Annotated in this window: 25 protein-coding genes; 19 read left to right on the top strand and 6 right to left on the bottom strand. The window is 39.1% G+C overall.

Going from position 1 to position 23,777, the window contains the following annotated elements; all coding sequences use genetic code 11:
- The first annotated feature begins 65 nt into the window (after positions 1-65).
- Genes nadA through nadC form a run of 3 tightly spaced genes read left to right on the top strand, consistent with a single transcriptional unit; the run spans position 66 to position 3,392 of the window.
- On the top strand, positions 66-971 hold the full coding sequence (nadA, locus tag JBW_RS15725) for a quinolinate synthase NadA (RefSeq protein WP_007958148.1): 906 nt from the start codon (positions 66-68) through the stop codon (positions 969-971).
- Positions 971-2,584, top strand: coding sequence for an L-aspartate oxidase (gene nadB, locus JBW_RS15720; RefSeq protein ID WP_007958145.1), 1,614 nt, complete (start codon positions 971-973; stop codon positions 2,582-2,584). The genes nadA and nadB overlap by 1 nt, the downstream gene beginning before the upstream one ends.
- Complete coding sequence (nadC, locus tag JBW_RS15715) at positions 2,562-3,392, top strand: carboxylating nicotinate-nucleotide diphosphorylase (protein ID WP_007958142.1); 831 nt, start codon at positions 2,562-2,564, stop codon at positions 3,390-3,392. Before nadB ends, nadC begins: the two co-directional genes overlap by 23 nt.
- 110 nt (positions 3,393-3,502) lie before the next feature.
- Here the strand turns inward: nadC and JBW_RS15710 are convergent, their stop codons facing one another.
- From JBW_RS15710 to JBW_RS15695, 4 genes are all read right to left on the bottom strand, one after another.
- Positions 3,503-4,060 (bottom strand): carbohydrate binding domain-containing protein, encoded by a 558-nt coding sequence (locus JBW_RS15710; protein ID WP_007958140.1) that lies wholly within the window; start codon positions 4,058-4,060, stop codon positions 3,503-3,505.
- A gap of 72 nt (positions 4,061-4,132) precedes the next feature.
- Positions 4,133-6,004, bottom strand: a complete 1,872-nt coding sequence (locus tag JBW_RS15705; RefSeq protein ID WP_007958131.1) for a glycoside hydrolase family 9 protein — start codon at positions 6,002-6,004, stop codon at positions 4,133-4,135.
- Positions 6,005-6,261: 257 nt separating this feature from the next.
- Positions 6,262-7,005 (bottom strand): MurR/RpiR family transcriptional regulator, encoded by a 744-nt coding sequence (locus tag JBW_RS15700; protein ID WP_007958128.1) that lies wholly within the window; start codon positions 7,003-7,005, stop codon positions 6,262-6,264.
- 149 nt (positions 7,006-7,154) lie between these two features.
- Positions 7,155-7,499 carry a winged helix-turn-helix transcriptional regulator gene (locus JBW_RS15695; protein ID WP_007958126.1) on the bottom strand — a complete coding sequence of 115 codons (345 nt, stop codon included), beginning with the start codon at positions 7,497-7,499 and terminating at the stop codon, positions 7,155-7,157.
- A gap of 166 nt (positions 7,500-7,665) precedes the next feature.
- On the opposite strand from JBW_RS15695, the gene JBW_RS15690 reads away from it, so the two are divergent.
- From JBW_RS15690 to JBW_RS15645, 10 genes are all read left to right on the top strand, one after another.
- Positions 7,666-7,893 (top strand): DUF2798 domain-containing protein, encoded by a 228-nt coding sequence (locus JBW_RS15690; RefSeq protein WP_007958118.1) that lies wholly within the window; start codon positions 7,666-7,668, stop codon positions 7,891-7,893.
- 49 nt (positions 7,894-7,942) lie between these two features.
- Positions 7,943-8,257, top strand: coding sequence for a cupin domain-containing protein (locus tag JBW_RS15685; RefSeq protein ID WP_007958116.1), 315 nt, complete (start codon positions 7,943-7,945; stop codon positions 8,255-8,257).
- A gap of 50 nt (positions 8,258-8,307) precedes the next feature.
- A complete protein-coding gene (locus JBW_RS15680; protein ID WP_007958114.1) occupies positions 8,308-8,769 on the top strand; it encodes a pyridoxamine 5'-phosphate oxidase family protein in 462 nt (153 codons plus the stop codon).
- Positions 8,770-8,875: 106 nt separating this feature from the next.
- Positions 8,876-9,295 carry a c-type cytochrome gene (locus JBW_RS15675; RefSeq protein WP_007958113.1) on the top strand — a complete coding sequence of 140 codons (420 nt, stop codon included), beginning with the start codon at positions 8,876-8,878 and terminating at the stop codon, positions 9,293-9,295.
- A gap of 18 nt (positions 9,296-9,313) precedes the next feature.
- On the top strand, positions 9,314-10,807 hold the full coding sequence (locus JBW_RS15670) for a cbb3-type cytochrome c oxidase subunit I (RefSeq protein WP_007958111.1): 1,494 nt from the start codon (positions 9,314-9,316) through the stop codon (positions 10,805-10,807).
- 217 nt (positions 10,808-11,024) lie between these two features.
- Positions 11,025-11,195 (top strand): hypothetical protein, encoded by a 171-nt coding sequence (locus JBW_RS15665; protein WP_235333825.1) that lies wholly within the window; start codon positions 11,025-11,027, stop codon positions 11,193-11,195.
- A gap of 474 nt (positions 11,196-11,669) precedes the next feature.
- Complete coding sequence (locus JBW_RS15660; RefSeq protein WP_158453466.1) at positions 11,670-12,680, top strand: LacI family DNA-binding transcriptional regulator; 1,011 nt, start codon at positions 11,670-11,672, stop codon at positions 12,678-12,680.
- 19 nt (positions 12,681-12,699) lie between these two features.
- Positions 12,700-13,353, top strand: a complete 654-nt coding sequence (locus tag JBW_RS15655) for a bifunctional 4-hydroxy-2-oxoglutarate aldolase/2-dehydro-3-deoxy-phosphogluconate aldolase (RefSeq protein WP_007958106.1) — start codon at positions 12,700-12,702, stop codon at positions 13,351-13,353.
- A gap of 80 nt (positions 13,354-13,433) precedes the next feature.
- On the top strand, positions 13,434-14,000 hold the full coding sequence (locus tag JBW_RS15650; protein ID WP_007958104.1) for an AAA family ATPase: 567 nt from the start codon (positions 13,434-13,436) through the stop codon (positions 13,998-14,000).
- Between the two features lie 136 nt (positions 14,001-14,136).
- Complete coding sequence (locus JBW_RS15645) at positions 14,137-15,414, top strand: MFS transporter (RefSeq protein ID WP_007958103.1); 1,278 nt, start codon at positions 14,137-14,139, stop codon at positions 15,412-15,414.
- A 48-nt stretch (positions 15,415-15,462) separates the two neighbouring features.
- Here the strand turns inward: JBW_RS15645 and JBW_RS15640 are convergent, their stop codons facing one another.
- Positions 15,463-15,774, bottom strand: coding sequence for a hypothetical protein (locus JBW_RS15640; RefSeq protein ID WP_007958098.1), 312 nt, complete (start codon positions 15,772-15,774; stop codon positions 15,463-15,465).
- 274 nt (positions 15,775-16,048) lie between these two features.
- Here JBW_RS15640 and JBW_RS15635 point away from each other — a divergent pair, with 274 nt between their 5' ends.
- Positions 16,049-16,780 (top strand): AAA family ATPase, encoded by a 732-nt coding sequence (locus JBW_RS15635; RefSeq protein ID WP_007958096.1) that lies wholly within the window; start codon positions 16,049-16,051, stop codon positions 16,778-16,780.
- An 84-nt stretch (positions 16,781-16,864) separates the two neighbouring features.
- On the opposite strand, the gene JBW_RS15630 is transcribed toward JBW_RS15635, so the two are convergent.
- Positions 16,865-17,782 carry a DMT family transporter gene (locus tag JBW_RS15630; protein ID WP_007958095.1) on the bottom strand — a complete coding sequence of 306 codons (918 nt, stop codon included), beginning with the start codon at positions 17,780-17,782 and terminating at the stop codon, positions 16,865-16,867.
- Positions 17,783-17,990: 208 nt separating this feature from the next.
- Between JBW_RS15630 and JBW_RS15625 the strand changes: the two genes are divergently transcribed.
- The 5 genes from JBW_RS15625 (at position 17,991) to JBW_RS15605 (ending at position 23,733) form a co-directional block, all read left to right on the top strand.
- Positions 17,991-19,337: a PLP-dependent aminotransferase family protein gene (locus tag JBW_RS15625; RefSeq protein WP_007958094.1), complete on the top strand. Its 1,347-nt coding sequence runs from the start codon at positions 17,991-17,993 to the stop codon at positions 19,335-19,337.
- A gap of 52 nt (positions 19,338-19,389) precedes the next feature.
- Complete coding sequence (locus tag JBW_RS15620) at positions 19,390-20,727, top strand: MATE family efflux transporter (protein WP_007958093.1); 1,338 nt, start codon at positions 19,390-19,392, stop codon at positions 20,725-20,727.
- 226 nt (positions 20,728-20,953) lie between these two features.
- Positions 20,954-21,442 carry a GNAT family N-acetyltransferase gene (locus tag JBW_RS15615; RefSeq protein WP_007958092.1) on the top strand — a complete coding sequence of 163 codons (489 nt, stop codon included), beginning with the start codon at positions 20,954-20,956 and terminating at the stop codon, positions 21,440-21,442.
- 400 nt (positions 21,443-21,842) lie between these two features.
- On the top strand, positions 21,843-22,301 hold the full coding sequence (locus JBW_RS15610; RefSeq protein WP_007958091.1) for a MarR family winged helix-turn-helix transcriptional regulator: 459 nt from the start codon (positions 21,843-21,845) through the stop codon (positions 22,299-22,301).
- Positions 22,288-23,733 carry a DHA2 family efflux MFS transporter permease subunit gene (locus JBW_RS15605; protein WP_007958090.1) on the top strand — a complete coding sequence of 482 codons (1,446 nt, stop codon included), beginning with the start codon at positions 22,288-22,290 and terminating at the stop codon, positions 23,731-23,733. The genes JBW_RS15610 and JBW_RS15605 overlap by 14 nt, the downstream gene beginning before the upstream one ends.
- The last annotated feature ends 44 nt before the right edge of the window (positions 23,734-23,777 follow it).

The raw sequence follows: 23,777 nt of genomic DNA, 5'->3' as shown, positions 1-23,777 counted from the left end.
CTAGATTTAATATGAAAAGAAGTACAGAAGGTAGATTATAAATTAGGGAATAAGGAGTGAAAATATTGCTGGAGTTAACAAGGGAGATTCAGCGTTTGAAACAGGAACGTAATGCGGTGATTTTAGCACATAATTATCAATTAGAAGAGGTGCAAAAGGTTGCAGACTATGTCGGAGATTCTTTTTATTTAAGTAAATTGGCAGCCAATAGCCAACAGGATGTAATTGTATTTTGTGGTGTTCGCTTTATGGCGGAAACAGCCAAAATCGTATCGCCAACAAAAACCGTATTATTACCAGAAAAGGATGCTGGCTGTCCATTAGCAGAAATGATTACAGCGGAAGGATTGCGCATTTTAAAATCTCAGCATCCTGGTGTACCAGTCGTCTGCTATATTAATTCATCAGCAGAGGTAAAGGCTGAGAGTGATATATGCTGTACTTCGGCTAATGCAGTTAAAATTGTTGCCTCTTTGCCTGATCGAAAGGTCATTTTCGTTCCCGATGAGAATTTGGGTGATTATGTTGCCAAGCAAGTGTCGGACAAGGAGTTAATTCTTTGGAAAGGTCACTGTGTTACCCATGCCAAAGTACAACCCAAAGATGTGAATCAGGTTCGAGAGTTATATCCTACAGCAAAAATTTTAATTCATCCGGAGTGCAATCCGGCAGTAGCTGCTTTAGCTGACTTTGTTGGCAGTACATCCGAGATTATTCGTTATGCACAACTCTCTGAGGAAAGCACATTTGTGATTGGCACCGAAATGGGAGTTGTATGTACGCTGAAAGAGACTATGCCTAATAAACAATTTTTCTTACTGCATCCAGGGTTGGTATGTCCCAATATGAAAAAGACTAGACTAGAAAGTGTCTATCGAGCATTGCAAGATCAGCAATATGAAATTCATGTGGAGTCAGAATATGCTTTACGCGCACAGCTCACCTTGCAAAGAATGTTGGAGGTAGTGTGATGGCAGAACGAAGCTATATTGTATCACCCAAGATAAATATTGCTGAGTTAGATGACAGGCATTATGATGTTATCATCATTGGTGCAGGAATTGCAGGCATGACAGTTGCCCTGTCTTTAGATCCTAAGTTTAAGGTAGCCCTTGTTAGTAAGGAGCATCTTGAGGAAAGCAGTACTTATAAAGCCCAAGGAGGGATGGCGATTTCTTTAGGGGCTGATGATAGCTTAGAAGAACACATTGCTGATACAATGCGAGTAGGCAGAGGCCTATGCCATGAGCCAGCAGTGGAGACCACGATTAGAGAATCGCCGAATGCACTAGATTTCTTACAGTCTTTAGGTACTGATTTCAACCGGGGGGAAGACGGGCTGTATTTGGGTAAAGAAGCAGGTCATTCGCACCACCGAATTGTACATTACTATGATTCAACAGGGCGGCATATTGCAGAGACGATGGCAAAACAAATTCAAATGCAGGAACATATAGATATGCTTGATCATTGTTTTGTCGTCGATCTTTTGACGCAGAATGATCAGTGTTATGGTTGTATTGTTCTACATTCTGGAAAGTTAGTAACGCTTCGTGCCCACGCTGTTGTAATGGCTACAGGTGGCTATAGCGGTTTATTTGCCCGTTCTACCAATAGCATTGCGGCAAATGGTGATGGAATTGCTGCGGCATATCGAGCTGGAGCTGCCATTGCGGATATGGAATTTGTTCAGTTTCATCCGACGTCCTTTGCAACATTATCAGGGGATATATTTTTATTAACAGAAGCGCTCCGAGGGGAAGGAGCCATACTGCGTAATGCAGCAGGGGAGCGATTTATGTTTTCGTATCATGGGGACGGTGAACTGGCTCCCCGGGATGAAGTTTCTCGCGCCATTGTTACGGAGCTGCAGTCTGCTAAGCAAGAGGTTGTATTCCTAGATGCTCGGCATCTTGGAAAAGAATTTTTAATGGATCGCTTTCGGCAGGTCTATGGGGAATTGCTAGGAAATGGTTATTATATGGAAAAAGATTTAATACCCATAGCACCAGCAGCTCATTATACTATTGGCGGTATCGCTACGAATCTTTGGGGGCAGACGACATTGCCATGTTTATTTGCCTGTGGGGAAGTGGCAGCTACAGGTTTGCATGGTGCAAACCGGCTTGCCAGCAATTCATTGCTGGAGGGTGTTGTCTTTGGACGGAGAGTGGCTCAGGCTATTAATCAAGGATTTCCTGTAAATCATTCTCTAATTAGCAGGAAAGCCATGATTGACGGCACAATATTGCGTCATCGGTGTGATACTAAGAAGTTAGGAATCACTTTGGATAGAGTAGCAGGGGTGGTACGCAACGGTGATTCTATGCGTTCGGTGCTGATAGAGTTGCAGCAAGAAGAGAATAGCGATAGTTCTTATGTTAGTAGTATTCAGGGGTATCAGGGGTATAATGCTTGTCAGTTGGCGGAATTAGTACTAAAAGCAGCGTTGCTGAGGTGTGAGAGTAGAGGGACACATTATCGCGAGGATTACCCTGAAAAAAAAGATGCGGATTTTTCTAAGCATGTGGTTCAGCAATGGGGAAAAGGGAGTGTCTTACATGAACAAGTTAGCATTAGATGATCTGCTGCGCAGATCTTTATTGGAAGATATCGGCTTTGGCGATATTACCAGCGAAGCTATTTTCCCTGAGGATCATATATCCCAAGGATTTCTTCTGGCGAAGCAAAATCTCGTTTTAGCAGGAATGCAAGTCTTTACCCAAGTTTTTGCCTTGCTGGATTCTCAGATTCAGATTAATCCCTATTATGCAGACGGTACAGCAGTTCCGGCAGGAGAAAAAATAGCAAGTATGGCAGGAAATACTCGCTCCTTATTAGCGGGAGAACGAGTTGCTCTTAATTTGCTGCAGCGAATGTCAGGGATAGCAACTCATACGAGGCGTTATGTCGAGGCTGTAAATGACTTTCCTGCAGTTATCGTGGACACACGTAAAACTACACCTGGCTTACGTATGTTGGAGAAATATGCTGTAACGGTTGGTGGTGGGAAAAATCACCGTTATGGGTTGGACTCTATGGTATTAATAAAGGATAATCATATTCAGGCTGCAGGAGGTATTTCTACAGCAGTACAACGTGTGCGCAGCCAAGGTGCGTTTTTTAGGAAAATAGAAGTAGAAGTTGAAAATTTGCAGCAGGTACAAGAAGCTTTGTCAGTGGGTGTAGATATTATAATGCTGGATAATATGCACATTCAGATGATTGAGCAGGCTGTAAAGATGATTGATGGGAAAGCTTTAGTTGAGGTTTCAGGAAATGTGGTTCTAGAAAGAGTATCGGAGCTGGCTGCTGCTGGAGTAGATATTATTTCAAGCGGCGAGCTGACTCATTCGGTAAAGGCAGCTGACATTAGCATGAGATTATCATAAATATAGGGATTGTAGAATATTGAAGTGATTTTAATCAATTCCTTATAGAGGGCAAGTAAATCTGACAATATAAGAGGCTGTTCTGCAAAGAACAGCCTCTTATAGTAGTGCTATTTATAGAGTTTCATGTTAGAGAAGATCAGTGTGCCTTTACCGCTAAGAGGTGAAATATTTAGAGTTCGTACAGGAGTCAATGAAAAGGGGTTATCCGTATCTGCTTCAGCCGGTTGATAATCAGTTCTAACTTTGAAGTCTTTGAACGGAACGGTAACTAGCTTGCCCTTCGCGGAATCATCTACGAAGATGAATTCGTATGAAACACCATTTCCGTCGGATAATTCGAGTCTGATTTTGTTGCCAGTCCCACCTGCAATACTAAATTGTAAGCCAGTAAAATTGGACCAATCTTCCTGGAATTGTTCACAAGTCGCTCCTAACCAGCCGCCTTTTTGTAATTCATACTTTATAGTCAATACACCTTTGGAGTCGACCACTGGCTTGATTACAGATGCTCCGTCTGAAAATGGTTTCTGACCTGCGAAGCAGCTAATATAGTTTTTGTCTACACTGCCTGAACCTTTTACGGTAATAGCCTCCGCTGCAAAAGCAGTACTGAAGATGCTAACCATAAATGCCATCACGAAAGTAAATACTAATTTTTTTCTCATCGTTTTTCCTCCTTGCTTTTTATAGAGAACACGAAAGAACGAATCAATAGATGATCCTTCTTTACTATCACCTTAATTCTCAGACTTGAGTTTGAGATCTTCCTGCGTTAATTTGTCATCAATTCTGGAGAAATAAGATAATATATACGTTACTGGTGCAGTATAATCAATTGCATATTCGTTCGTGGAATAAGAGCCGCTTACATCAAAATACACTTTAGCAGGAGGCATCTTACTGGTTGAGATTGCTTTTACCTGGATTGGATCTCCGCCTGGCCAGTTATTCGGTCCACCGACAAGTTGCCCTGGAACTTTAATACCCGTACTTTCATGGATTCTATTATGCACGTTCTGTGGTGTCTTGGTGCCAGCACCCGTTAAGTAACTGGTCCCATTAGTATTTCTGCCCAATATATAATGTACCTGATCCATTGCGCCATATAAATACTCTATTTTAGGTTCGATCTGATAAGCCAGCACCAGCATATTGCCCTTTGCTATCGCAATTCGGCTAGATGCCCAGGTGTATTCATCACTTCGTAAGGAACAAGCATAACCATCGGCAGCAATTTGTTTTACTGTAGCATCCGCGTAACTAAGAAAGGCTTCCTTTACCTTGATTTTTAACGTTTCATCTGCATGCTTATTGGTAAGATAAGCCCATTGTCCGAAGGCTAGTGTATTCATCCAAGAAAAGGCGTCAGGTTTGACTGTAAGTATATCGGAATATTTTTGCTGTAAGAATTGTTCATATGTTGCATTGCCTGTTGTCTTAAATAATTCTGCAGCAATCCATATACGATCATCAGCATCAGCTGTCATTTTAACATTAGAGTACTCTTTTCCTATAGCTTGAAGCCAGCTACGTTGTCCGTTCTCATTTGTTTTGTCATAAGGACCTGAACCTGTGTTCTGATTTGCATCAACGCGAAAGATGGGCTCAGGATGGCTTTCTAGAAAGGCAAAGGCTTTTTGAGCGGAAGTCAATAGTGTCGCTGCATATTGGGGGTCATACTGTTCGTAGATGCGGGCAGCCATAGCATTAGTAGCGCCAAAGATAGCCGTACCATATGTGGAAAGACCATAGATATACCGATTCTGCACATCTTCTACAGGTTTAGTTTTTAATTCAGGCCAATATCTTCCTGATGTTTTAAGATAGACACCACCATCTGGGCGCTGCATTTTTAGCATCCAATCAAGCTCAACCTTCATTTCTACCAGTACATCAGGCATATTCGAGGCTGTATCTACAGTTGATAGACTTTCAGGGAAAAACATTTGCCCTTTATTAAATTTTTCTGGCTGAGCTTCATATGCCAGTAAAATATTGGCTACTGTAACTCCGGCTGTCGGGGTATACTTGCCGTAATCACCTGCATCATACCAGCCGCCGCTTACATCCAAAATCTGTCCAGCAGTGCTGACTTCGTCAGTAAAAAATACTTTTGCAGTCTTATATTTTTCATGTCCTGCTGCATTATTTAGACCGGTTATCGGATCATTGATTGCGGTATTACTTCGTGCTAGCGTAAAAGACCGCAATGTATGTATGAAGGGGATATTATAGACATTATCTGCAATTTTAAAGTTGTAAGAACAACCAATCCCATCTACTGTCACCATATAGGTACCGGGGGTAGTTACTGCCGAGAAATCCGCTTGTCTTACGGTATCGTTGGAAGAGACATCGATACGCGGCGCTGACAAATTTCCTTTATAGACAATCTCATTAGTAGCAGTATTGACTACTTTAAATTCCTTTGCACCCTTGCCTGCTACAATAACCGCAACTTTAGGATATTGGGGCAAATATCCCACCTGGTCTACATGGATTCTGGCGCCTGCTATATTTATAGGAGCTGCAAGTACAGGTAGCACCATACTCAATGCTAGGATTGAAAGCATGCAAACTTTAATGATTGTGCTAATTATTCTTTTCATTCCTTTTTCCTCCATACTGTTTTCTAGTTACTACTATTCTCATCATCTTTCCAGCTCCTTCCTGACGGCGGTTATTTAGTTAAAATTTGCTTTATTTGGGATATATATAATTATAAAATTATTCTGAATATTAGTAAATGCATTCTCTAAGAAAGGGAACATGTCATTATAAAGGAAATTTGTTACATGAAAAAAACACTCTGTTATATTGGAAAGCAAAAAAAGATAGTAGCTCTCTTTGAGAAAAGCTACTATCTTCAGTAGTTAGAGGAGGGAGTAAGTGCCATATTGTGCACTTTTTTGGCAATTGTTTCAATAATAAATAATACTGGCAATTGAGTCGTTACGTCACTGCTAATGGTTCTTGCTGTTTGGATATAATAGGATATAGATAAGTCAGCTATTTTAGCCAAAGTACAATTTTTACTATTGGTGATACTGATAATTTGACTCTTTTTATTCTTAAGCATATTTGCCTGTCGAATGGGCTCAGTAGTCTCACCTGAAACGGAAAAAATAACCGATACACTATTCTCAAGGTCTCTCCCGACAATCGGGTAGAATGGATCGTCTATATATACAGAGAATTTATCTAAAGCAGAAAAGTGACGCGCGCCATATGACGCTAATATACCTGAACTACCGATCCCAACAAAGATCACATTACTAGCATTATATATCATTTGGCATGCTTTATTTATACTCACTTGGAAGATCGGGGTTGAAACCCTATCCATAAACTCCAAAAAGATAGTCTTATCATCAGATATTTTTTTCGGTCTTTGATCTTGAAGATAAATCTTCAGTTTAACTTTGAACTCAGAGAACCCAACACAGTGCATCTTACGGCAAAACCTTAAAATCGTGGTGGTGGAAACATGTGCTTCATTAGCAAGATCTCGAATTCTCATGTATATAACCTTATCTTTACTTTTGCTGACATAGTCATATAAAGACAATTCAAGCTCATTCAAACTTTGAATCTCTTCAATATTAAACATGAATCCACCTCCATTCTTAGTACACATAGTTATTGTATCGTATTTAGGCAGTTGCTGTAAATATTTTAGATCACGAAGAAATGCAAAGACACGAAGGGGGCTATTTGTCTTTCAGGGTGATTAAATAGCGGAGGACGAGAGATACTAATTTAGTCATTAATAAAATCTTTCGAATCCGTTCCTTTGGTTTCTAAATATCCTTTTCCCCAAGTACTTATGGATTCTAAGATTGGCTGAAGACTTCTTCCAAGATCAGTCAAAGAATATTCAACCTTTGGGGGAACTTCAGCAAAGACCTTGCGGGAAATCAGTCCATCGTTTTCCAGTTGCCGAAGTTGTTGTGTAAGCATTTTTTGACTGATTCCGTTTATTCCTTTCTGCAGGCAGCCAAAGCGTTGATGATCTGTAGTTAGTAAGTTTCTTATAATAAGGACTTTCCATTTATGTCCTATTAAGTTGATTGCTTCTTCGATAGGACAGAGTTTCATATCCAAAGTGTCAGCCTCCAGTAAATTCAATAATACTTACCATCCCGTTTGTATTGAACGAAATAGTGCCTTATTGCAAAAAGTAACTTTCGCTCTTATTATAGTAACAAATGTACTTGTAGGCAATACGTAGTGCCAATTACATTATGGTTGAAAAAGAAAGGATGGCATTATGAAGATCAATAAAAAATATACAACGATAGTATTTGGATTTCTAATGGGAGGTTTCACATCATGTATTATTTCCGCTGTTTTAACACTTGCGAATCGTGGAACTGAAGATTTTCTCGTGCATTGGATAAAAGAGTGGATGATTGCTCTTAGTTTAGCTGTTCCCATTGCAACATTTATTCCCCCGATTATTAAGCGAGGGATCGCACGAATTACGGAAGATTTCTAAAAGTATAATCGCAGTAAAACGATGATGAAAAAAATTAGGAGGATTTGTAATGGAAAAAATAAATGTTAATTCGTTATTAGACTTTTCAAATGAAAAATCGGTGCGTAAAGCTCTTACCCATGAAGGCAGTAAGCTCGATACAGGACTTTTATTGTATGCCCCTGGGCAGAGTACGCCTGAGCATATCCATAAAGATATGGACGAAGTCTTTTATATTGTTGAAGGTGAAGGCGTACTCACGATTAATGGTAAAGAATTTACTCTCAAAGAAAAGGATATCATATTATCTCCGCGGGGAGAAGGACATGGCTTTTTTAATAAAAGTACAGGTAATCTAGTGGTTCTGCAGGTTAAAATTTTTTAAATGTAAGATAGCAAAGGATGTAAGGTTTCGATCATATAGGAGGTAAAACGATGAGAAGTATTCGTGATATTCACAAACAGGTAACTCATGATGAAGCGATGGAGATGTTGGGACAAGGCGAGTATGGAGTGCTTTCTACAATGAATAAAGATGGATATCCTTATGGATTGCCATTACATTATATCATTTTAGATGATGCTATTTATCTGCATTGTGACTTGGAAGGGCATATACTGGATAATCTTTCTTACAATGATAAAGTGTGCTTTACTGTTGTTGGATATACACAGGTGCTGCCTAGTTCCTTTACTGCAAACTATGAAAGTGTTATTGTTTTTGGAAAAGGGACTTTGGTAGAAGGATCTGAAAAAATTAATATGTTAAAGGGATTAGTGAGAAAATTTAGTCCTGAATATTATGATAAAGGGCTGAAAGTAATTGATGCTTTTAAAGATAAATGTTCAGTGATACGTATTGATGTAGAACATATTACAGGTAAGAGGCGAAGCTAACGTAGAAAACTCATTAAGTTGTTTTCTGGATTTTATTAGTAAAACATGTATAGAAACATTCAACATAATTGATAATAAGAAGAAATGTTTAGTAAGGAGTTCGGCGATGCAGTTGCCCTTGAAAATCTTTTTAGCAACCGTATTTCTTTCCATCGCTTTATTCTTTTTTGTTATATATGACTCGATGGCAGGTAATAATTTGCAAAATGTACCTTCTGAGGCAGTCAAAGGTAAAATGGTATTTCAGAAAAGAGCTTGTATTGAATGTCATACCGTATTTGGTAACGGGGGATATTACGGAGGCGATCTTACTAAGGTATATGAAAAGTTTGGAAGCAATGGATTAAGAGCATATTTAACCCAGCCTCCATTGCTTAGTGGAGCAAAGAAAAAACGACATATTTACTTAAGTAATGAAGAAGCAGAGGAAATTACTGCATATTTTCGTTTCCTACAATCAATTCCTAATATGGATTGGCCGCCAAGACCTGTATATGATAAAAAAGAGGAAGCTGGAGTAAAGTAATGAAAAGGGGTTAGAAAGTTGTTTCGATCTCAGCATCTGAGTTATAAATATGCTTTATTTGCCTACTTCCTTTTTGGCTTACAAGGGTTGGTAGCATCGGGTGGAGCAATTGATCTTCTCTTTCCCGACCTTGGTAACCCGATTCCGTTTGTATCCGGAAGAGCTTTTCATTTGAATGTTAGTATCTATTGGCCGTTGATTGGAATGATTGGCGCCATGTATTTCTTTTTTTGCCAAGAGGCGGAGCGGGAATTTTACAGTTTGAAACTAATAACGATTAACTTTTGGATTCTGGCTAGCACACTAGGCCTAATCTTAGGATCGTTATTGCTCGGTTTCAATGAAGGGAGAGAATATCTAGAAGCAATCTGGCCCTTGAAACTAGCAACGGCAGCTTGTACGATTCTACTGTGCTTTAATCTGCTTACGACCTATCTGGCTTCCGATATGCCTAGGAGTAGGGCAACATTAATTAGCATGGTAACAGGAAGTGTCACATTAATCATTTTTTATGTGCCGAATATCGTATCATATGCTCACCCGACAGTCGATGAAATCGCTAAATTTATGGTGGTACATATATGGGAAGAAATGTCTTTGGAGCTTATCGGTACGGGAGTATTAGCTGCCTTGCTGATTCAGGTGACAAAGGTTAAGCGGCAGGCTGTAGAAACAGCCATATATTTAGACATTACATTCGCAATCTTAGCTGGGATTTTGGCAACAGGGCATCATTATTATTGGATCGGGGTACCATCATATTGGCTTTGGATTGGTGGCACTTTTAGCGCAATGCAAGTACTGCCCGCGATTGTATTATTGTATACGACGGTGAAATCGATGACATTCAAGGAGATTTTTGATTTGTCCAATCGGGATAAAATAACGTTGTCTCTCATCGGTTCCAGTATGTTTTACCATATATTTGGTGCTGGATTTTTAGGGTTTCTCATGGCTTATCCACCATTAAACCGATATGTACATGGGACCTATATTACATCGGCTCATTCCCACCTTGCATTATTTGGTGTATTTGGTTTTTTAGTTTTAGCGCTCTGTTTTCATATCCTATTTACAGAAATCATACTTGTCAAGAAAATGTATCGCTGGTGCTGGGGTGCGATCATTTCTTTAAATGCCGGATTATTAACGATGGGGATTGGGTTATTAATCGCTGGCGGACTACAAGTTTATTTCTGGCGCGTGATTGGGCTCGGTATTGGAGAAACCAACGAATTCATTAGACCATATCTTTTTATTAGGGCATTTGGCGGTTTTTTATACGCCATAGGGAGTTTAACGTTAACCTTCGTTGTCATAAAAAGCATATGGCCTAAGATACAAGTAATCTTTCAAAGTGAAGGGCGGCTTTCTGTGATAAATTGTGATGATTTACATCGTATGCATAGATTGGTGGGAGATTTACTGCAAGAGGAAAAAAAAATAGAGCCGCTGCTTAAGAGAATTCAGGTTCTATACCAGAGTCTGCTTTTTTTTAATAAAGAAAAATAAAAGAGAAGGAAGAGGAGTATGGAAGGAACAGAATGCATATACTGCTAATATTAGACATAAAACGAGGGAAAAGCAGATAGGATAAGCTATAGTTGATTGTCACGGTATATTTGGAGCAATAGGGATTTTGCAATGAAGGCTGTGGTCATGATACCATGAAAAAAAAGATAAAGAAGGTGGTAAATTGGGCAAGAACAAGTGCTATTGTGGTAGTACTATGTTTGAGAAGGTGGATATTACGCCCGTTGGAATGATGGATAAAAAATTTTTTACCCGCTGTCCTCAATGTGGCCTTGTAATAAGCGGTTCTGAGCATCCTACTGAAAATAAAAATACTTCGAAATGCTCTGTCTTAAATTTTGTTCGTGGGGCACTCGAAAAATACTAAATTGATCAATAAGAGCCTGAGGGCTCTTTTTTTATAGAATTTATGAACCACAAAAGCACAGTTTTTTAACCCTAATTATCTTTTCTCAGTGTTCTTTGTGCCTCTGTGGTTCCTTTATTCGCTTTATTTATTTTAAAGGACACGCATACTGCTGTGATACTGTAAAGAAAAGAATGGATTTATCAAAATAGAATGAATTTACAAAAAAAGATTGAATTTATGGAATGGTAATGATATATTGTATTAGTAAAACGTTTAACGTGAAACCTTTTAATAAATAAGGAGGTGCATACTATTTAAATAGCTTACCAAAAGGGATATATGCACGAATCGTGATGATATAGCCTATGCTGACGTATTATGCTAAAATGTTAATGATTATCTTTAACGTGTGGGTTTGAGCATTTCATGAGCAGTATTGCGTTAGTATATTTAATTAAGCTATTTAAAAAGGAAACAGAAAAGGAGATTTTTATGGCAATCACCCTTAAAAGTATCGCTAAAGCGGCAAATGTGTCGATTACCACGGCTTCGCTGATTCTTAACCAAAAAGAAGGAGCAATTCGGTTTTCTGAAGACACCATTCGAAGGGTACGTGAAACTTCTCTTTCGTTAGGGTATGTGCCCAATATGTCTGCGCGCAATTTGCGCCAAAGTGAGAGTGGAAATACAAGTTTGACATTAGCTGTTTTGTGGCCTATCGATGCGCGTGTTGGGTTGATTGGAAGAATTTTAACAGGGATTCATCATTTTACTTCTTCCCTTGAAACGATTACAATCAACCTTCTAGTAAAGACGATGAACGAAAATGGTATTCAAGGTGTAAAAGAATTATATGACCCAAACCTATTTAATGGTGCAATTTTGGCGAATGCGTCAGTAGAAGACGAGGCGTATATTCATAAAGTTCCGCCAAGTGTTCCGATTGTGCTTTTTAGTAGAACCTCTCCAACCTATCCATACGTTTGGGCGAGTTATTTTGAGACAGCCAAAAAAGTAGCAGAGCATTTTATTGAAAATAAGCATCGACGAATCGTTATTTTGGCATCAAATCTTTCATCGCAAGCATTGGATCAAAAACTTGCGGGTTTTGTTGAAGCGCTGGATGGAAAGGAATATCTCATAAGACACTGCTCCTTTACAGAAGAGAGTGGATATGATGCAGTTGCTAAGCTTATCGAGGCTGGTGATGTACCAACAGGATTGATTTGTGTATGTGATCAGACTGCTATGGGAGCTCTTTCAGCTTTACATGATCGCGGCATTCGTGTACCGGATGAATGTGAGGTTTTTGGTTTTGACAATCAAAGCTTTTCAAATTTTACGATTCCTAAATTATCAACAGTAAATTTGCCGGTAGAGGAAATGGCATATAGTGCGATGGAGCTATTAGTTCAAGAAAATCTTGATCCAAACAATCTTGTAAAGCATAAAAAATTTGAATTAGAAATGATTCATAGGGGTACAACAAAAAAGTTAATATAAATATGAGGGGGAATAGGAAATGAGTATAGAAATTGTAGATTTTATTCAAAAACATAAGGTAATTACGATATGTCGTAGACTTTACGGACAGGATTTGCTTGATTTAGTTAGGGCTTTGCATCAAGGTGGAATTAATATGGTCGAAGTGACCTTTGACCAAAGTGATCCGGACTGCATTAATAAGACAGCTGAGGCGATCCGTATGTTAGTTGAAAATTTCGGAAGCTCTATGAAAATCGGTGCAGGAACAGTTCTTACAAAAGAACAGGTAGGAGCGACAAAAGATGCAGGAGGAAGTTACATTATTTCTCCAAATGTTGATGTTGAGATTATAAAGTACACAAAGGAATTAGGACTTGTTTCAATTCCTGGAGCAATGACACCATCAGAAATTTTAACAGCTCATAACACAGGAGCGGATTTTGTAAAACTGTTCCCAGCAGGAAACCTTGGATTTGACTACATAAAAAACATTATGGCTCCTATCAGCCATGTGAAGCTTATTGCTACAGGAGGAGTTACGGAAGAAATACTTCCAGAGTACTTAAAACTTGGTTTTGCAGGTGCCGGGATAGGTGGAAGACTTACAGATCGAAAACTTATCACCACAGGAGAGTTTGAAACATTTACAGAACGGGCAAAAGGATTTTCAAAAGTAGTAATGGAGTATTAATCAAGTTTGAACAGATTGGCGTATTGGAGTAAGAAATAAAACCTGGTCCTATAAATATTAAATCTGAGGAGAAGCTTCTTTTGAAACCAACTATATTATTTCTTATAGGTTTGCCTGCATCAGGGAAATCTACTATTGGAAAGATTATAGCATCGCAATTCAATTTCTGTTACTTAGATAAAGATGTTGTTTGCAATACATTTACAAAACAGTTGCTAGAACTAAAAGGACATTCCCCTAATGATCGGGAGTGTGCGTTCTACAGCGATGTTATAATGGATCTAGAATATAAAACACTATTAGATATTGCAAATGATAACATTCAAATTGGAAGATCAGTCGTTATTGATGCACCGTTTATTAGCTATTTTTCAAATGTTCGCTATGTTGAGCAGCTAAAAGAAACCTACGATTGGAAGAATGTGACGACCGTTGTGCTTCAAGTTCATGTGGACTTTCCTATATTGAAGTCTAGAATGATAGAAAGAGCTGTCGACAGAGACCAATGGAAACTAGATAATTGGGATACTTACATAAAATCAGTGCAAGAAAAACAATGTTTGTGGGAAAACATAGAAATAGTCCAATTTAACAATAATAACGCATCGATCAGCACCCAAGATATTCAATATCTATTTACAGTCTAATCCCAAGATTTACTGAAATTTCATACTAGGGGTTGCCAAATAAAGGTATCCCTTATTTTTTGACCCTTTTTTCGATGAAATGCCTTAATTGAAAAACCATTGGAAATGAAAAAGATTTAAAGGAGTTGTGGAATTTATGGAGACTAGTCCGACCGTAAAATCAACTAATAATAAAAAGAATGCAAGATGGTGGTTTGTTGTTCTGATTCTAATCGGTGCTATTGTAAATTACCTAGATCGTTCTAATTTAGCCATAGCAAATCCGTTAATAGCCAAAGAATATAACTTATCTCCCTTGCAAATGGGTGTATTAATGTCAGCCTTTCTTTGGCCATATGCATTGGCGAATCTTCCAGCTGGCTGGCTGGTTGACCGCTTTGGACCAAAAAAAATGTTTGGATGGGCATGTGGTCTGTGGTCAGCAGTAACCATAGCATCTGCTTTTACTACTAACTTTTCTTCGTTCTACATGTTGAGAATGCTTCTTGGTGTTTCTGAATCGCCTTTTTTCCCTGCTGGGGTTAAGGCGATAGACAGGTGGTTTACTAAAGAAGATCGCGGCACGCCTATTGCTGTTATTAATACAGGGTCGCAAATTGCCAATGGAATTGCACCACCGTTATTGACTCTTTTAATGCTGACATATTCTTGGAAAATCATGTTTATTATTGTAGGGGTTGCTGGATTTGTTGTTTTGGCCTTATGGTTATTATTCTATCGTGATCCGGAAACCAGTATGGGAATTGTTGAAAAGAAGCAGGAAAATAACCAGGAAAGCCTTACTGAAAGTAAGGAAAAAGAGGTTAAGTGGGGCGATTTATTCAAATATAAATCAACCTGGTATATGATAATTGGCAATTTTGGTTTGGTTTATACCATGTGGGTGTATTTAACCTGGCTGCCTGGCTATTTGGTAACTGGTCGAGGGCTTAGCATCTTAAAAACTGGCTGGATTGCTGCGATACCATTTTTGGTTGGTATCATTGGTGTACCCCTAGGAGGCATTATCTCTGATTATTTTATAAGAACAAAAGGCTATGCGCCAATTCGTGCGCGTAAAATCCCTCTTGTCTGCGGTGCTGTAGTGGCGGCCATTGCCGTACTCCCTGTTCCCTACGTATCAGATCTCAATACATGTGTAGCATTATTGTCTCTAGGATATTTTTCCGCATCGCTTCCAACGGGTGTGATGTGGACGCTTGCTACAGATGTAGCACCAAAAAATATGGTCGCATCCTTAGGGTCTATACAAAACTTTGGCGGATTTATTGGGGCAGCACTTGCACCTATTATTACGGGAGCTATTGTACAAGCTACAGGATCGTTTGAATATGTTTTTGCTGTGGGATCTGCACTACTGATTGTTTCTGCAATTAGTTACGGAGTATTCTTAAAGAAGCCTATTGTCCCTTGATACCTTCAAGGTATGTCCAAAACAACACTGATCTTATCAATGGGGGCATTAGGCATTATCAAGATGCTGCTTTGCCAAGTAGGCTGAGTTGACAGCGTCTTGCAGCGCTTTCTTATTCATTCTCTCACTCCATCTATCAAAATAGCAGGGATAGCTGGTTCCGCAGGTTCTGCATTCTATATATTGCTGCGTATCTTTTTGTTCGCGTTTATCATACATATGGGGAAGAAGCTCATTCGTATTTTTAAGCCCGGGAGCATCTGAATCTAGAACATATGAATATTCATATGTAGCTACATATTTTAATATAAGATGGTCATCATTACAGCTTGGACATATAATACGGTTCATTGCAGGCATAGTTCTTCACCCCTATTATTATTATTATTATTTTGTCATCAACAACATTATCCGAAGATGATATTATTTACTATTATTATAGCCATTTTTATCGCTATCACTCCCATTAATAGTAGATCGCTTTCGAGAAAATAGTGCCAAAAGTATTAAGTATGATCATTCTTAAAAAATGAGGTACTAGGGTATGTTATTTGATATTAGATGTAGTTGTATTATGGCAGCTCGCTGCAGTAAAATAGTAATTAAATAATCAATGAATTAGTAGGAGACTCATATGGATGAATTAAGCACAGAACATTATTTGCGTTCCATAAAATTATTGCGCGATCAAGTAGAAAACTTTGATCAGTATCCCTTTTCTCTGCCAATTTTTCGTGATTTAGATGAGTTGGAGTTTCACCCACAGGTGACATTTATTGTGGGGGAAAACGGTACGGGAAAATCTACACTGCTAGAGGCAATTGCGATTGCCTGGGGATTTAATCCTGAGGGCGGAACTCGCAACTTTAATTTTTCTACGAGAAATTCTCATTCTCAGTTACATGAATGCATTCGTTTAATTCGAGGTATAAGAAAACCTAAGAATGAATTTTTCTTACGTGCAGAAACCTTTTATAATCTGGCAACGCAAATTGATGAGCTTCAAGTGAGTCATTTCTATGGAGGAAAGTCATTGCATGAGCAGTCTCATGGAGAAGCTTTCTTTGCGACTTTCATGAATAAATTTAAGGGTAAAGGACTATACCTATTAGATGAGCCAGAAGCCGCCTTATCTCCCATGAGGCAAATGGCAATGATTTTAAGAATGCATGACTTGGCGGATCAACAATCGCAATTCATTATTGCAACTCATTCGCCTATCATAATGGGATACCCGGGTGCAACAATTTTACAAATAGCAAATAATAGGATTGAAGCGATTGCATACGAAGAAACAGAGCATTATATCGTAATGAAAGAATTTATAAATAATCGTAAAAAAATGTTAGACGTACTGATGGAATGATTGAAGTAATAGCGTAATACTAATTTGTTGCCTAAGATCGTAAGGCGAAATCCCCATGCTAGCTTGTATAGCATGGGGATTGACTTATTCCACCGTCTTTTTCTGTCCAAAATGATTCGCTCCAATAACCCCGGTTATAATCATCAGCGAGCCGATCAGATGATAGATGGTCACTTTTTCACCGAGAAATAGTGACCCGGCGGCAATGGAGACAACTGTTGATAGATTGGTGAATACACTCATTTTTGAAGCTTCTATTTTGGATAAGATATAGTTTGCTGTCAATGCTGTGACGAGGGAAGACAGGATGCCCAGATAGAGGATAGAGGTGATAAAAGTACCGCTGGCAAGAGGAGCAAAAAAGAGATCCAATGTCCCGGCCATTCCATGGTGGGCGAGAGAAACCGCTCCAAAAGCGACAAAGCCAATTGCCAGCATAAAATAGGAAAGTTCTGCTGGGCTAAAATGCTTCGAAAGAGAACGGGCCAAGACGCTGTAACCGGCAAAAGTTACGCATGTTAAGAACAATAGGAAGAGCCCCGTCAGGTTCGACAAATCGATGCTGCTTCCCGTCAGAATAAAGATAAATATAACGCCGAACACTGACAGGAAGATGGATAGCTTCTGCAAGAGAGTTGTTGCTTCCTTCAAAAATATAGATGCGAATACCATTGTCACGACTGGTGTGAATGCGTACATAATGCCTCCTTCGGCAGAGGTAGCATGCTGCAGTCCGAAGGATTGAAACATGAAGAATCCCAGGGGATAAATAGCTGCTAGCAGTAGTGCTTTATACAAGGGTTTGCCGCGGTACGTAATTTTGACCCAACCGAAGACAACTGGAACTGACATGACGAAAAAAGAGGCAGCAAAGCGGTAGGTCAGCGTGTCGAGGGGATGTGCATATTCGAGGGCTATCTTGGTAAATAAAAATGAAAACCCAATAATCACCGCATTAAGTACGGCAAATAAATAAGCAAGTCGTAGTTCTTTTGGCTTCATTGTATATCACCTTCCTAAACAATCGGGGAGTTGGCGAATGTCTCACCCGTTATCTTAACGGTATTATAAAATGCTGATTCTAACAATGCTTTTTTAGTAAAACTGTATCGTAACAGTTTCCTGAGGTATAATAAAGAATACCAAAAAGATTGATTACAACGCAAATGCCATATTGATGTCCGAGGATTCTAAGCAGGGGGAAAGTGGTGTGAAAAAATATTTTTCAATCCTATCCGATATCGAGGATAAAATCAGAGGAGGGCAGTATCGTTCTGGTCAAAGGCTGCCATCTCTTCGCAGCGCTGCAGAGTTGTATAGGTGTAGTATCAGCACAATTATGCGGACATATGTAGAGCTGGAAAAGCGTCATGCTATTTATTCAATTCCACAAAGTGGCTTTTACGTTGTTGCTAAGCCTGGAGATTTACATAATAGTACCAAGGGAGGAGCCATCGATTTTGCTTCAGCCTCGCCGGATTTAAATGTATTCCCGTATTTGGATTTCCAGCATTGCTTGAATAAAGCGATCGACAAATACAAGTATCACTTGTTTACCTATGGTGATTCTCAAGGGCTGGAGACATTGCGGCAAACGATTGTATCTCATTTGGCTAATGCCCAAGTGTTTGCAAAAAAGGAACAGATCATTGTTACTTCTGGTGTCCAGCAGGCATTGGAAATTTTGGCGAAGATGCCGTTTCCCAACGAGAAAATGGTGGTTTTAGTTGAACAACCCAGCTACGATCTTTATTTACGTTTTTTGGAAGCGGAAGGAATACAGGTTTGCGGGATTACTCGTAGGGCACAGGGGATTGATTTGCAAGAATTAGAGGAAAAATTCAAAAATGGCAAGATTAAATTTTTTTACACCATGCCGCGATACCACAATCCCTTGGGTACCTCTTATACTAGGGAGGAAAGAAAGGCGATTGTCAAGTTGGCTGATCAATATGATGTGTATGTTGTGGAAGACGATTATATGGCGGATTTGGGAGCAAAACAAGATTTTGAGCCGATTTTCGCCTGCGACCAGACCTCTCATGTTGTTTACCTGAAAAGCTTCTCAAAAATCATTTTTCCAGGATTGAGGCTGGGAGTGGTCGTTTTGCCGGAAGGGCTGCTAAAAACCTTCCTTGCTTACAAAAGATACGAGGATACCTCACTTTTGTCTCAGGCGGCGCTTGAAGTATATATCAAAAATGGCATGTACGAGCATCATAAACACAAAATAGGCAGCTTGTATACAGCGCGAATTCATGCATTGAATGACGCAGTAGAACGGTATAATATTAAGGACGAATTGCTAGAAGTGTCGAAGGGCAGTTCTGGCGTCTATATGCAGTTTAAACTGCCGGAAAAAGTGAATATAGTTGGTCTTATGAAGCGGCTTGCGGCCAGGAATGTTCGCGTCGTTCCTGGAAACGGATTTTATTTGTCTGATTACTTGAAGCAGGAGAAGTTTTTACGGATCAGCATTTCACGGGCGCAGCTGGAGCAAATCGATGAGGGAGTTAAGACGATTGTTGAAGAAGTGAAGCGTCAGAACAATCGATAATTCTTGACATTGGAGTAACTCTAAGGTTTATCCTCTTATAAGGGGTGATAATATGGGTGAAAGCATATTAGGAAAAGAAAAAATTACTACATTATTTCTAAAATACAGTATTCCTACGATTTCGGGGATGCTATTTTTAGGGCTCAATACAATTGTGGATGGTTTCTTCGTCGGTAATTATATTGGGGCCAATGCGTTAGCAAGTGTAAATATTGCTATGCCATTTTCGAGTTTGATGCTTGCCGTTGGTGTGATAATCGGGATTGGGACGCAGAGTCATATTGGTCAAATGTTAGGACAGGGCAACATAAAAGAGGCGAATGATACCTTCAAAACAGCGCTTATTTTAATCGTGGGGGTGTCACTCTTGTTATCCATAATGGCTATTGGAGCTACAAAACAGATCGCCGGTTTCTTGGGGGCAAATGAGCAATTAATGCCTATGGTAACAACCTATATTAGTTATATCGGTTTATTTCTGCCTTTTTTCGGGGTTATGTTTGTTTTGGATTATGTATTAAAAGTCATGGGAAAACCCATATATGCAATGGTGATTTTAGTTATTTCTGTTACAAGCCATATGCTGTTTAATTATTTATTCATTGTACAGCTGGCCTTAGGAATTAAAGGCGCCGCTTTTGCGACAGGACTAGGCTATAGTATCGCATTTTTATTAGCGATATTTCCCTTTATAACGGGAAGAACTACATTGAAGCTGTGCAAAGGCAGCTTTAAGAAAACATCAGCCGCTACGATCATTTATAATGGGTCAGCCGAAGGGCTATCGGAGATTGGAACTGGTGTTACCACCTTTCTATTTAATATTACGCTTATGCGCTATGTCGGCGAGGTCGGTGTAGCCGCCTTTACAGCCATTAGTTATCTGTCCTTTATTGGCAATAATGTACTGATCGGATTATCAGACGGTGTCGGCGCGATCATTAGTTATAATTATGGCAGCGGTGAAATGGAGCGGGTAAAAAAGACAGTGAAGCTTGCCGCCTTGTCGGCATTAACGATTGGTGTAGGATTTTTTGCTGTGATTTCCATCTTTGCTAGAGATATTATTGCCATATTCTTAGATGTTAACAGTGAACATATTCTTAATTTTGCTGTATATGGTGCGCGACTGTATGCATTTGCATTTCTCGTAAATGGTTTCAATATCGTTGCATCAGGTTACTTTACTGCGATTTCTAAGCCCAAAAGCTCTGCCTTAATTGCTTTGAGTAAAGGCATTCTATGGATTGGCGTAGGAATTATTATATTACCGATTTTACTTGGTATTAAGGGCATTTGGCTTACAGTGCCCATTGCTGAAATGATGACATTGTTACTGTCTATAGCATTGATGTATAAGCATTTTAAGTATCGCAGGTGCCGCGATTAAGATGAGAAAAGGGAAGAAGCCTAAAAATTATTTTAATGCCAACTAGTTGACATTTCAACTAGTTGGCATTAAAATTTAAGTAGTTGAAATATCAACCACTTAAATGAACTTTGCAAATATCGAATTCTTTGAGAAAAGTGAGCATGCTGACTGTATTCAGTCGATTCGTGATAAGAAGTACGGGAATTTAAACTGTAAAGAGGTCATTCTATAGAGAGGTGAATATATGGAAAAAGTTATTGTACAGAAATTTTCTAAAGAATATCAAGACGAAGTCATTGATTTAATTCTTACCATTCAGCGAAGTGAGTTTAACATTCCGATCAGCAAAGAAGATCAGCCGGATTTAAGTGACATACCTAACTTCTACCAATCTGGACGGGGGAATTTTTGGATTGCTATTTATGATCAACAGATTGTAGGAACGATTGCGCTGATTGATATTGGAAATCAGCAAGGTGCATTAAGAAAAATGTTTGTGAAAGCTGATTATCGAGGAAAAGGGCATAACATAGCCAAGCTGCTGCTATTACAGTTAACGTCATGGGCTAGTGAGCATAACATACGTGAAATATACCTGGGAACCACCGAGAAATTCGTAGCTGCACATCGTTTTTATGAAAAAAATAATTTTGTTCAAGTAGCAAAAGAGGTATTGCCAGATGCATTTCCGATTATGAAAGTGGATACAAAATTTTATAAGACGGGGCTTTAAATAATTACTAGTGGATGTTATACAGATGCCTTCACCCTTAATGAAAGTCTTATTGTGAAGATAACCTTGGTGGCATCATAGCACTGTTCATTCAGAAGAAAACGGTTGTTTCCCATTCTAATTCACCGGAATAGACTCAAGCCTTTATTAATTCGTAAGTTAATAGATGCATTGGCAGTTTGGAGTATGACTAATGCGTCGAAGCGGTCAGGCTCGCATTTTAAAAGGTAACTTTCTGTCCTGTACTGGATGGGAGGTTGCTTATTTTTTTGAAGAAAAATAATAAGATGTATGAACCACAAAGGCCCGATATCGCAATAAGTACTTGATAAATTGCCTTTAGTTATATATAATAATTACTATAAGTAACTATTTATAGTTTTAGGAAAAGAGGGATAGCATGGCTAAGGATGATATGGTCATTCCAATATTAGAGGCGTTGTGGCTTGCGAAAAAAGCATTAGAGTGTATGCCAGAACTACCTAAGGATATGAAACCTAGTCATATTCGTGTACTTGATGTGATTTACAGAAAGTACAATCAAAACGGGAGCGTTCGGGTCACCGATGTAAGTACAGCTATGCAGATTACCAAGCCTAGCATTACAAAGCTGATAAACGAATTGGTTGATATAGGAACGGTGAAAAAAACAGTGGCTGATGATGATAAAAGAATTGTACTGGTGGAACCTACCTCCTTTGGTAAAGAATGTGTACAAAAGTATGTTTTAGATTATCATGCAAAGCTGGCGGAATATTTTTCAGAAATGGAGCAAGGAAAATATCTGTCAATGATAGAGACTGTAGAATTCATCTATCAGTCTATGAAAGAGGTATCTAGAAAAAATGATGAATTGTAAAAGTAAAGATATTGAGATGCCAACACAATCTCATGTGTCTGAACGTAATACAATGATCGCTGTTGTATCCATTGCGATTGTTACTTTTATTGGCATTCTCTCAGAAACAGCATTAAATATTGCCTATGCTTTGTTAATGAATGAATTTGGCATATCAGCAGTTGTCATTCAATGGCTAACCACGGGGTATCTGCTAACGTTATCCATCCTGCTGCCGCTTTCTCCACTATTTGTGAAGCATTTTCGGACAAAAGCACTATTTCAGGCAGCAGTCACCATTTTTACCTTTGGAACACTTCTTTGCGCCTTTACACTGAATTTTGAAATGCTGTTCCTCGGAAGAATTGTTCAGGCAATAGGAACCAGTATTTCTTTCCCATTAATGATGAACATCATTTTAGAAAAAATTCCGATTGCTAAGCGAGGCAAATGTATGGGAATCGTTGGGCTTGTCACTAGTTTTGCACCTGCATTGGGTCCTACTTTTGGCGGGTTCGTTATTGAATGGATAAACTGGCATTGGATTTTTATCAGTATGCTGCCAATACTTGTGGTCTCCTTTATGATGGGCAGCAACTATATTCCTGACATTCATTCGAAAGAAAGAATAGCGGTTGATTTTCTATCTGTTCTTTTGTCCACCATTGCTTTTGTGGGTATTGTCTATGGAGTGAGTATATCCGCTGACTTAGGCTGGAGCAGTCCTGCCGTATTTGGCTATATTATGATGGGAGGGTTTAGTCTGGCTGCATTTGCGTATAGGCAGCTACGATTGGCTAAGCCGTTGATTCAGGTGCGTGTATTTTCCAATTCCATGTTTACCATAGGTGCATGTATTGTCATGATCAGTATGATGAGTGTCTTAGCGGCAGGCTTTGTGCTGCCATTGTATATACAAAAAACATTAGGATATTCCAGCATCGCAGCAGCTTTGGCAATGTTGCCCGGTGCGGTCGTAAATGGAATCATGTCTCCGGTTACCGGCAAGTTTTACGATACACATGGTCCTAGGCTTTTACTTACTACAGGGTTTTTGCTGCTTAGTATTACCCTGCTTCTTTTTTCACTTGTGTCGATTAGCTTCGTCGAATTAACCATTATCTATACCGTTTTCATGCTTGGCGCTTCTATGCTGGCAATGCCGGCGCAAACCAATAGTCTCAATCAGCTTCCCCAGCAATACTATGCAGATGGAGCTGCCATTATAGGTACATTGCAGCAAGTGGCCGGCGCAGTGGGAACCGCACTTGCCTCAAGTATTTTAACGATGAACAGTGTAAAATACTCCCAAGAGTTTTCCAATATGACGACAGATGGTATCGCTCAGTCGATTGCCTTTGGAACCCAGCAGAATTTCATGGTTTTTCTGATTCTGTCTGTTATTGGTTTGATATTGACATTGTTTGTGCGAAGAAATACGATTTGTACCTAGTACAAGAATGAAAGGATGGTGTTTCACTTGAAAAAACGATATAT

Origin of the sequence: Pelosinus fermentans JBW45, from assembly GCF_000271665.2 — a bacterium.
GTDB lineage: Bacteria > Bacillota > Negativicutes > DSM-13327 > DSM-13327 > Pelosinus > Pelosinus baikalensis.
The sequence above is the reverse complement of the archived record's forward strand: the minus strand, read 5'-3'. Positions and strand labels throughout refer to the sequence as shown.

What these genes read in the sequence shown, in the direction of transcription:
- nadB (WP_007958145.1), top strand. Translation starts at nt 971, where the DNA reads ATGGCAGAACGAAGCTATATTGTATCACCCAAGATAAATATTGCTGAG.
- nadC (WP_007958142.1), top strand. Translation starts at nt 2,562, where the DNA reads ATGAACAAGTTAGCATTAGATGATCTGCTGCGCAGATCTTTATTGGAA.
- JBW_RS15710 (WP_007958140.1), bottom strand. Translation starts at nt 4,060, where the DNA reads ATGAGAAAAAAATTAGTATTTACTTTCGTGATGGCATTTATGGTTAGC.
- JBW_RS15705 (WP_007958131.1), bottom strand. Translation starts at nt 6,004, where the DNA reads ATGAAAAGAATAATTAGCACAATCATTAAAGTTTGCATGCTTTCAATC.
- JBW_RS15700 (WP_007958128.1), bottom strand. Translation starts at nt 7,005, where the DNA reads ATGTTTAATATTGAAGAGATTCAAAGTTTGAATGAGCTTGAATTGTCT.
- JBW_RS15690 (WP_007958118.1), top strand. Translation starts at nt 7,666, where the DNA reads ATGAAGATCAATAAAAAATATACAACGATAGTATTTGGATTTCTAATG.
- JBW_RS15685 (WP_007958116.1), top strand. Translation starts at nt 7,943, where the DNA reads ATGGAAAAAATAAATGTTAATTCGTTATTAGACTTTTCAAATGAAAAA.
- JBW_RS15680 (WP_007958114.1), top strand. Translation starts at nt 8,308, where the DNA reads ATGAGAAGTATTCGTGATATTCACAAACAGGTAACTCATGATGAAGCG.
- JBW_RS15675 (WP_007958113.1), top strand. Translation starts at nt 8,876, where the DNA reads ATGCAGTTGCCCTTGAAAATCTTTTTAGCAACCGTATTTCTTTCCATC.
- JBW_RS15665 (WP_235333825.1), top strand. Translation starts at nt 11,025, where the DNA reads ATGTTTGAGAAGGTGGATATTACGCCCGTTGGAATGATGGATAAAAAA.
- JBW_RS15660 (WP_158453466.1), top strand. Translation starts at nt 11,670, where the DNA reads ATGGCAATCACCCTTAAAAGTATCGCTAAAGCGGCAAATGTGTCGATT.
- JBW_RS15655 (WP_007958106.1), top strand. Translation starts at nt 12,700, where the DNA reads ATGAGTATAGAAATTGTAGATTTTATTCAAAAACATAAGGTAATTACG.
- JBW_RS15645 (WP_007958103.1), top strand. Translation starts at nt 14,137, where the DNA reads ATGGAGACTAGTCCGACCGTAAAATCAACTAATAATAAAAAGAATGCA.
- JBW_RS15640 (WP_007958098.1), bottom strand. Translation starts at nt 15,774, where the DNA reads ATGCCTGCAATGAACCGTATTATATGTCCAAGCTGTAATGATGACCAT.
- JBW_RS15635 (WP_007958096.1), top strand. Translation starts at nt 16,049, where the DNA reads ATGGATGAATTAAGCACAGAACATTATTTGCGTTCCATAAAATTATTG.
- JBW_RS15630 (WP_007958095.1), bottom strand. Translation starts at nt 17,782, where the DNA reads ATGAAGCCAAAAGAACTACGACTTGCTTATTTATTTGCCGTACTTAAT.
- JBW_RS15620 (WP_007958093.1), top strand. Translation starts at nt 19,390, where the DNA reads ATGGGTGAAAGCATATTAGGAAAAGAAAAAATTACTACATTATTTCTA.
- JBW_RS15615 (WP_007958092.1), top strand. Translation starts at nt 20,954, where the DNA reads ATGGAAAAAGTTATTGTACAGAAATTTTCTAAAGAATATCAAGACGAA.
- JBW_RS15610 (WP_007958091.1), top strand. Translation starts at nt 21,843, where the DNA reads ATGGCTAAGGATGATATGGTCATTCCAATATTAGAGGCGTTGTGGCTT.
- JBW_RS15605 (WP_007958090.1), top strand. Translation starts at nt 22,288, where the DNA reads ATGATGAATTGTAAAAGTAAAGATATTGAGATGCCAACACAATCTCAT.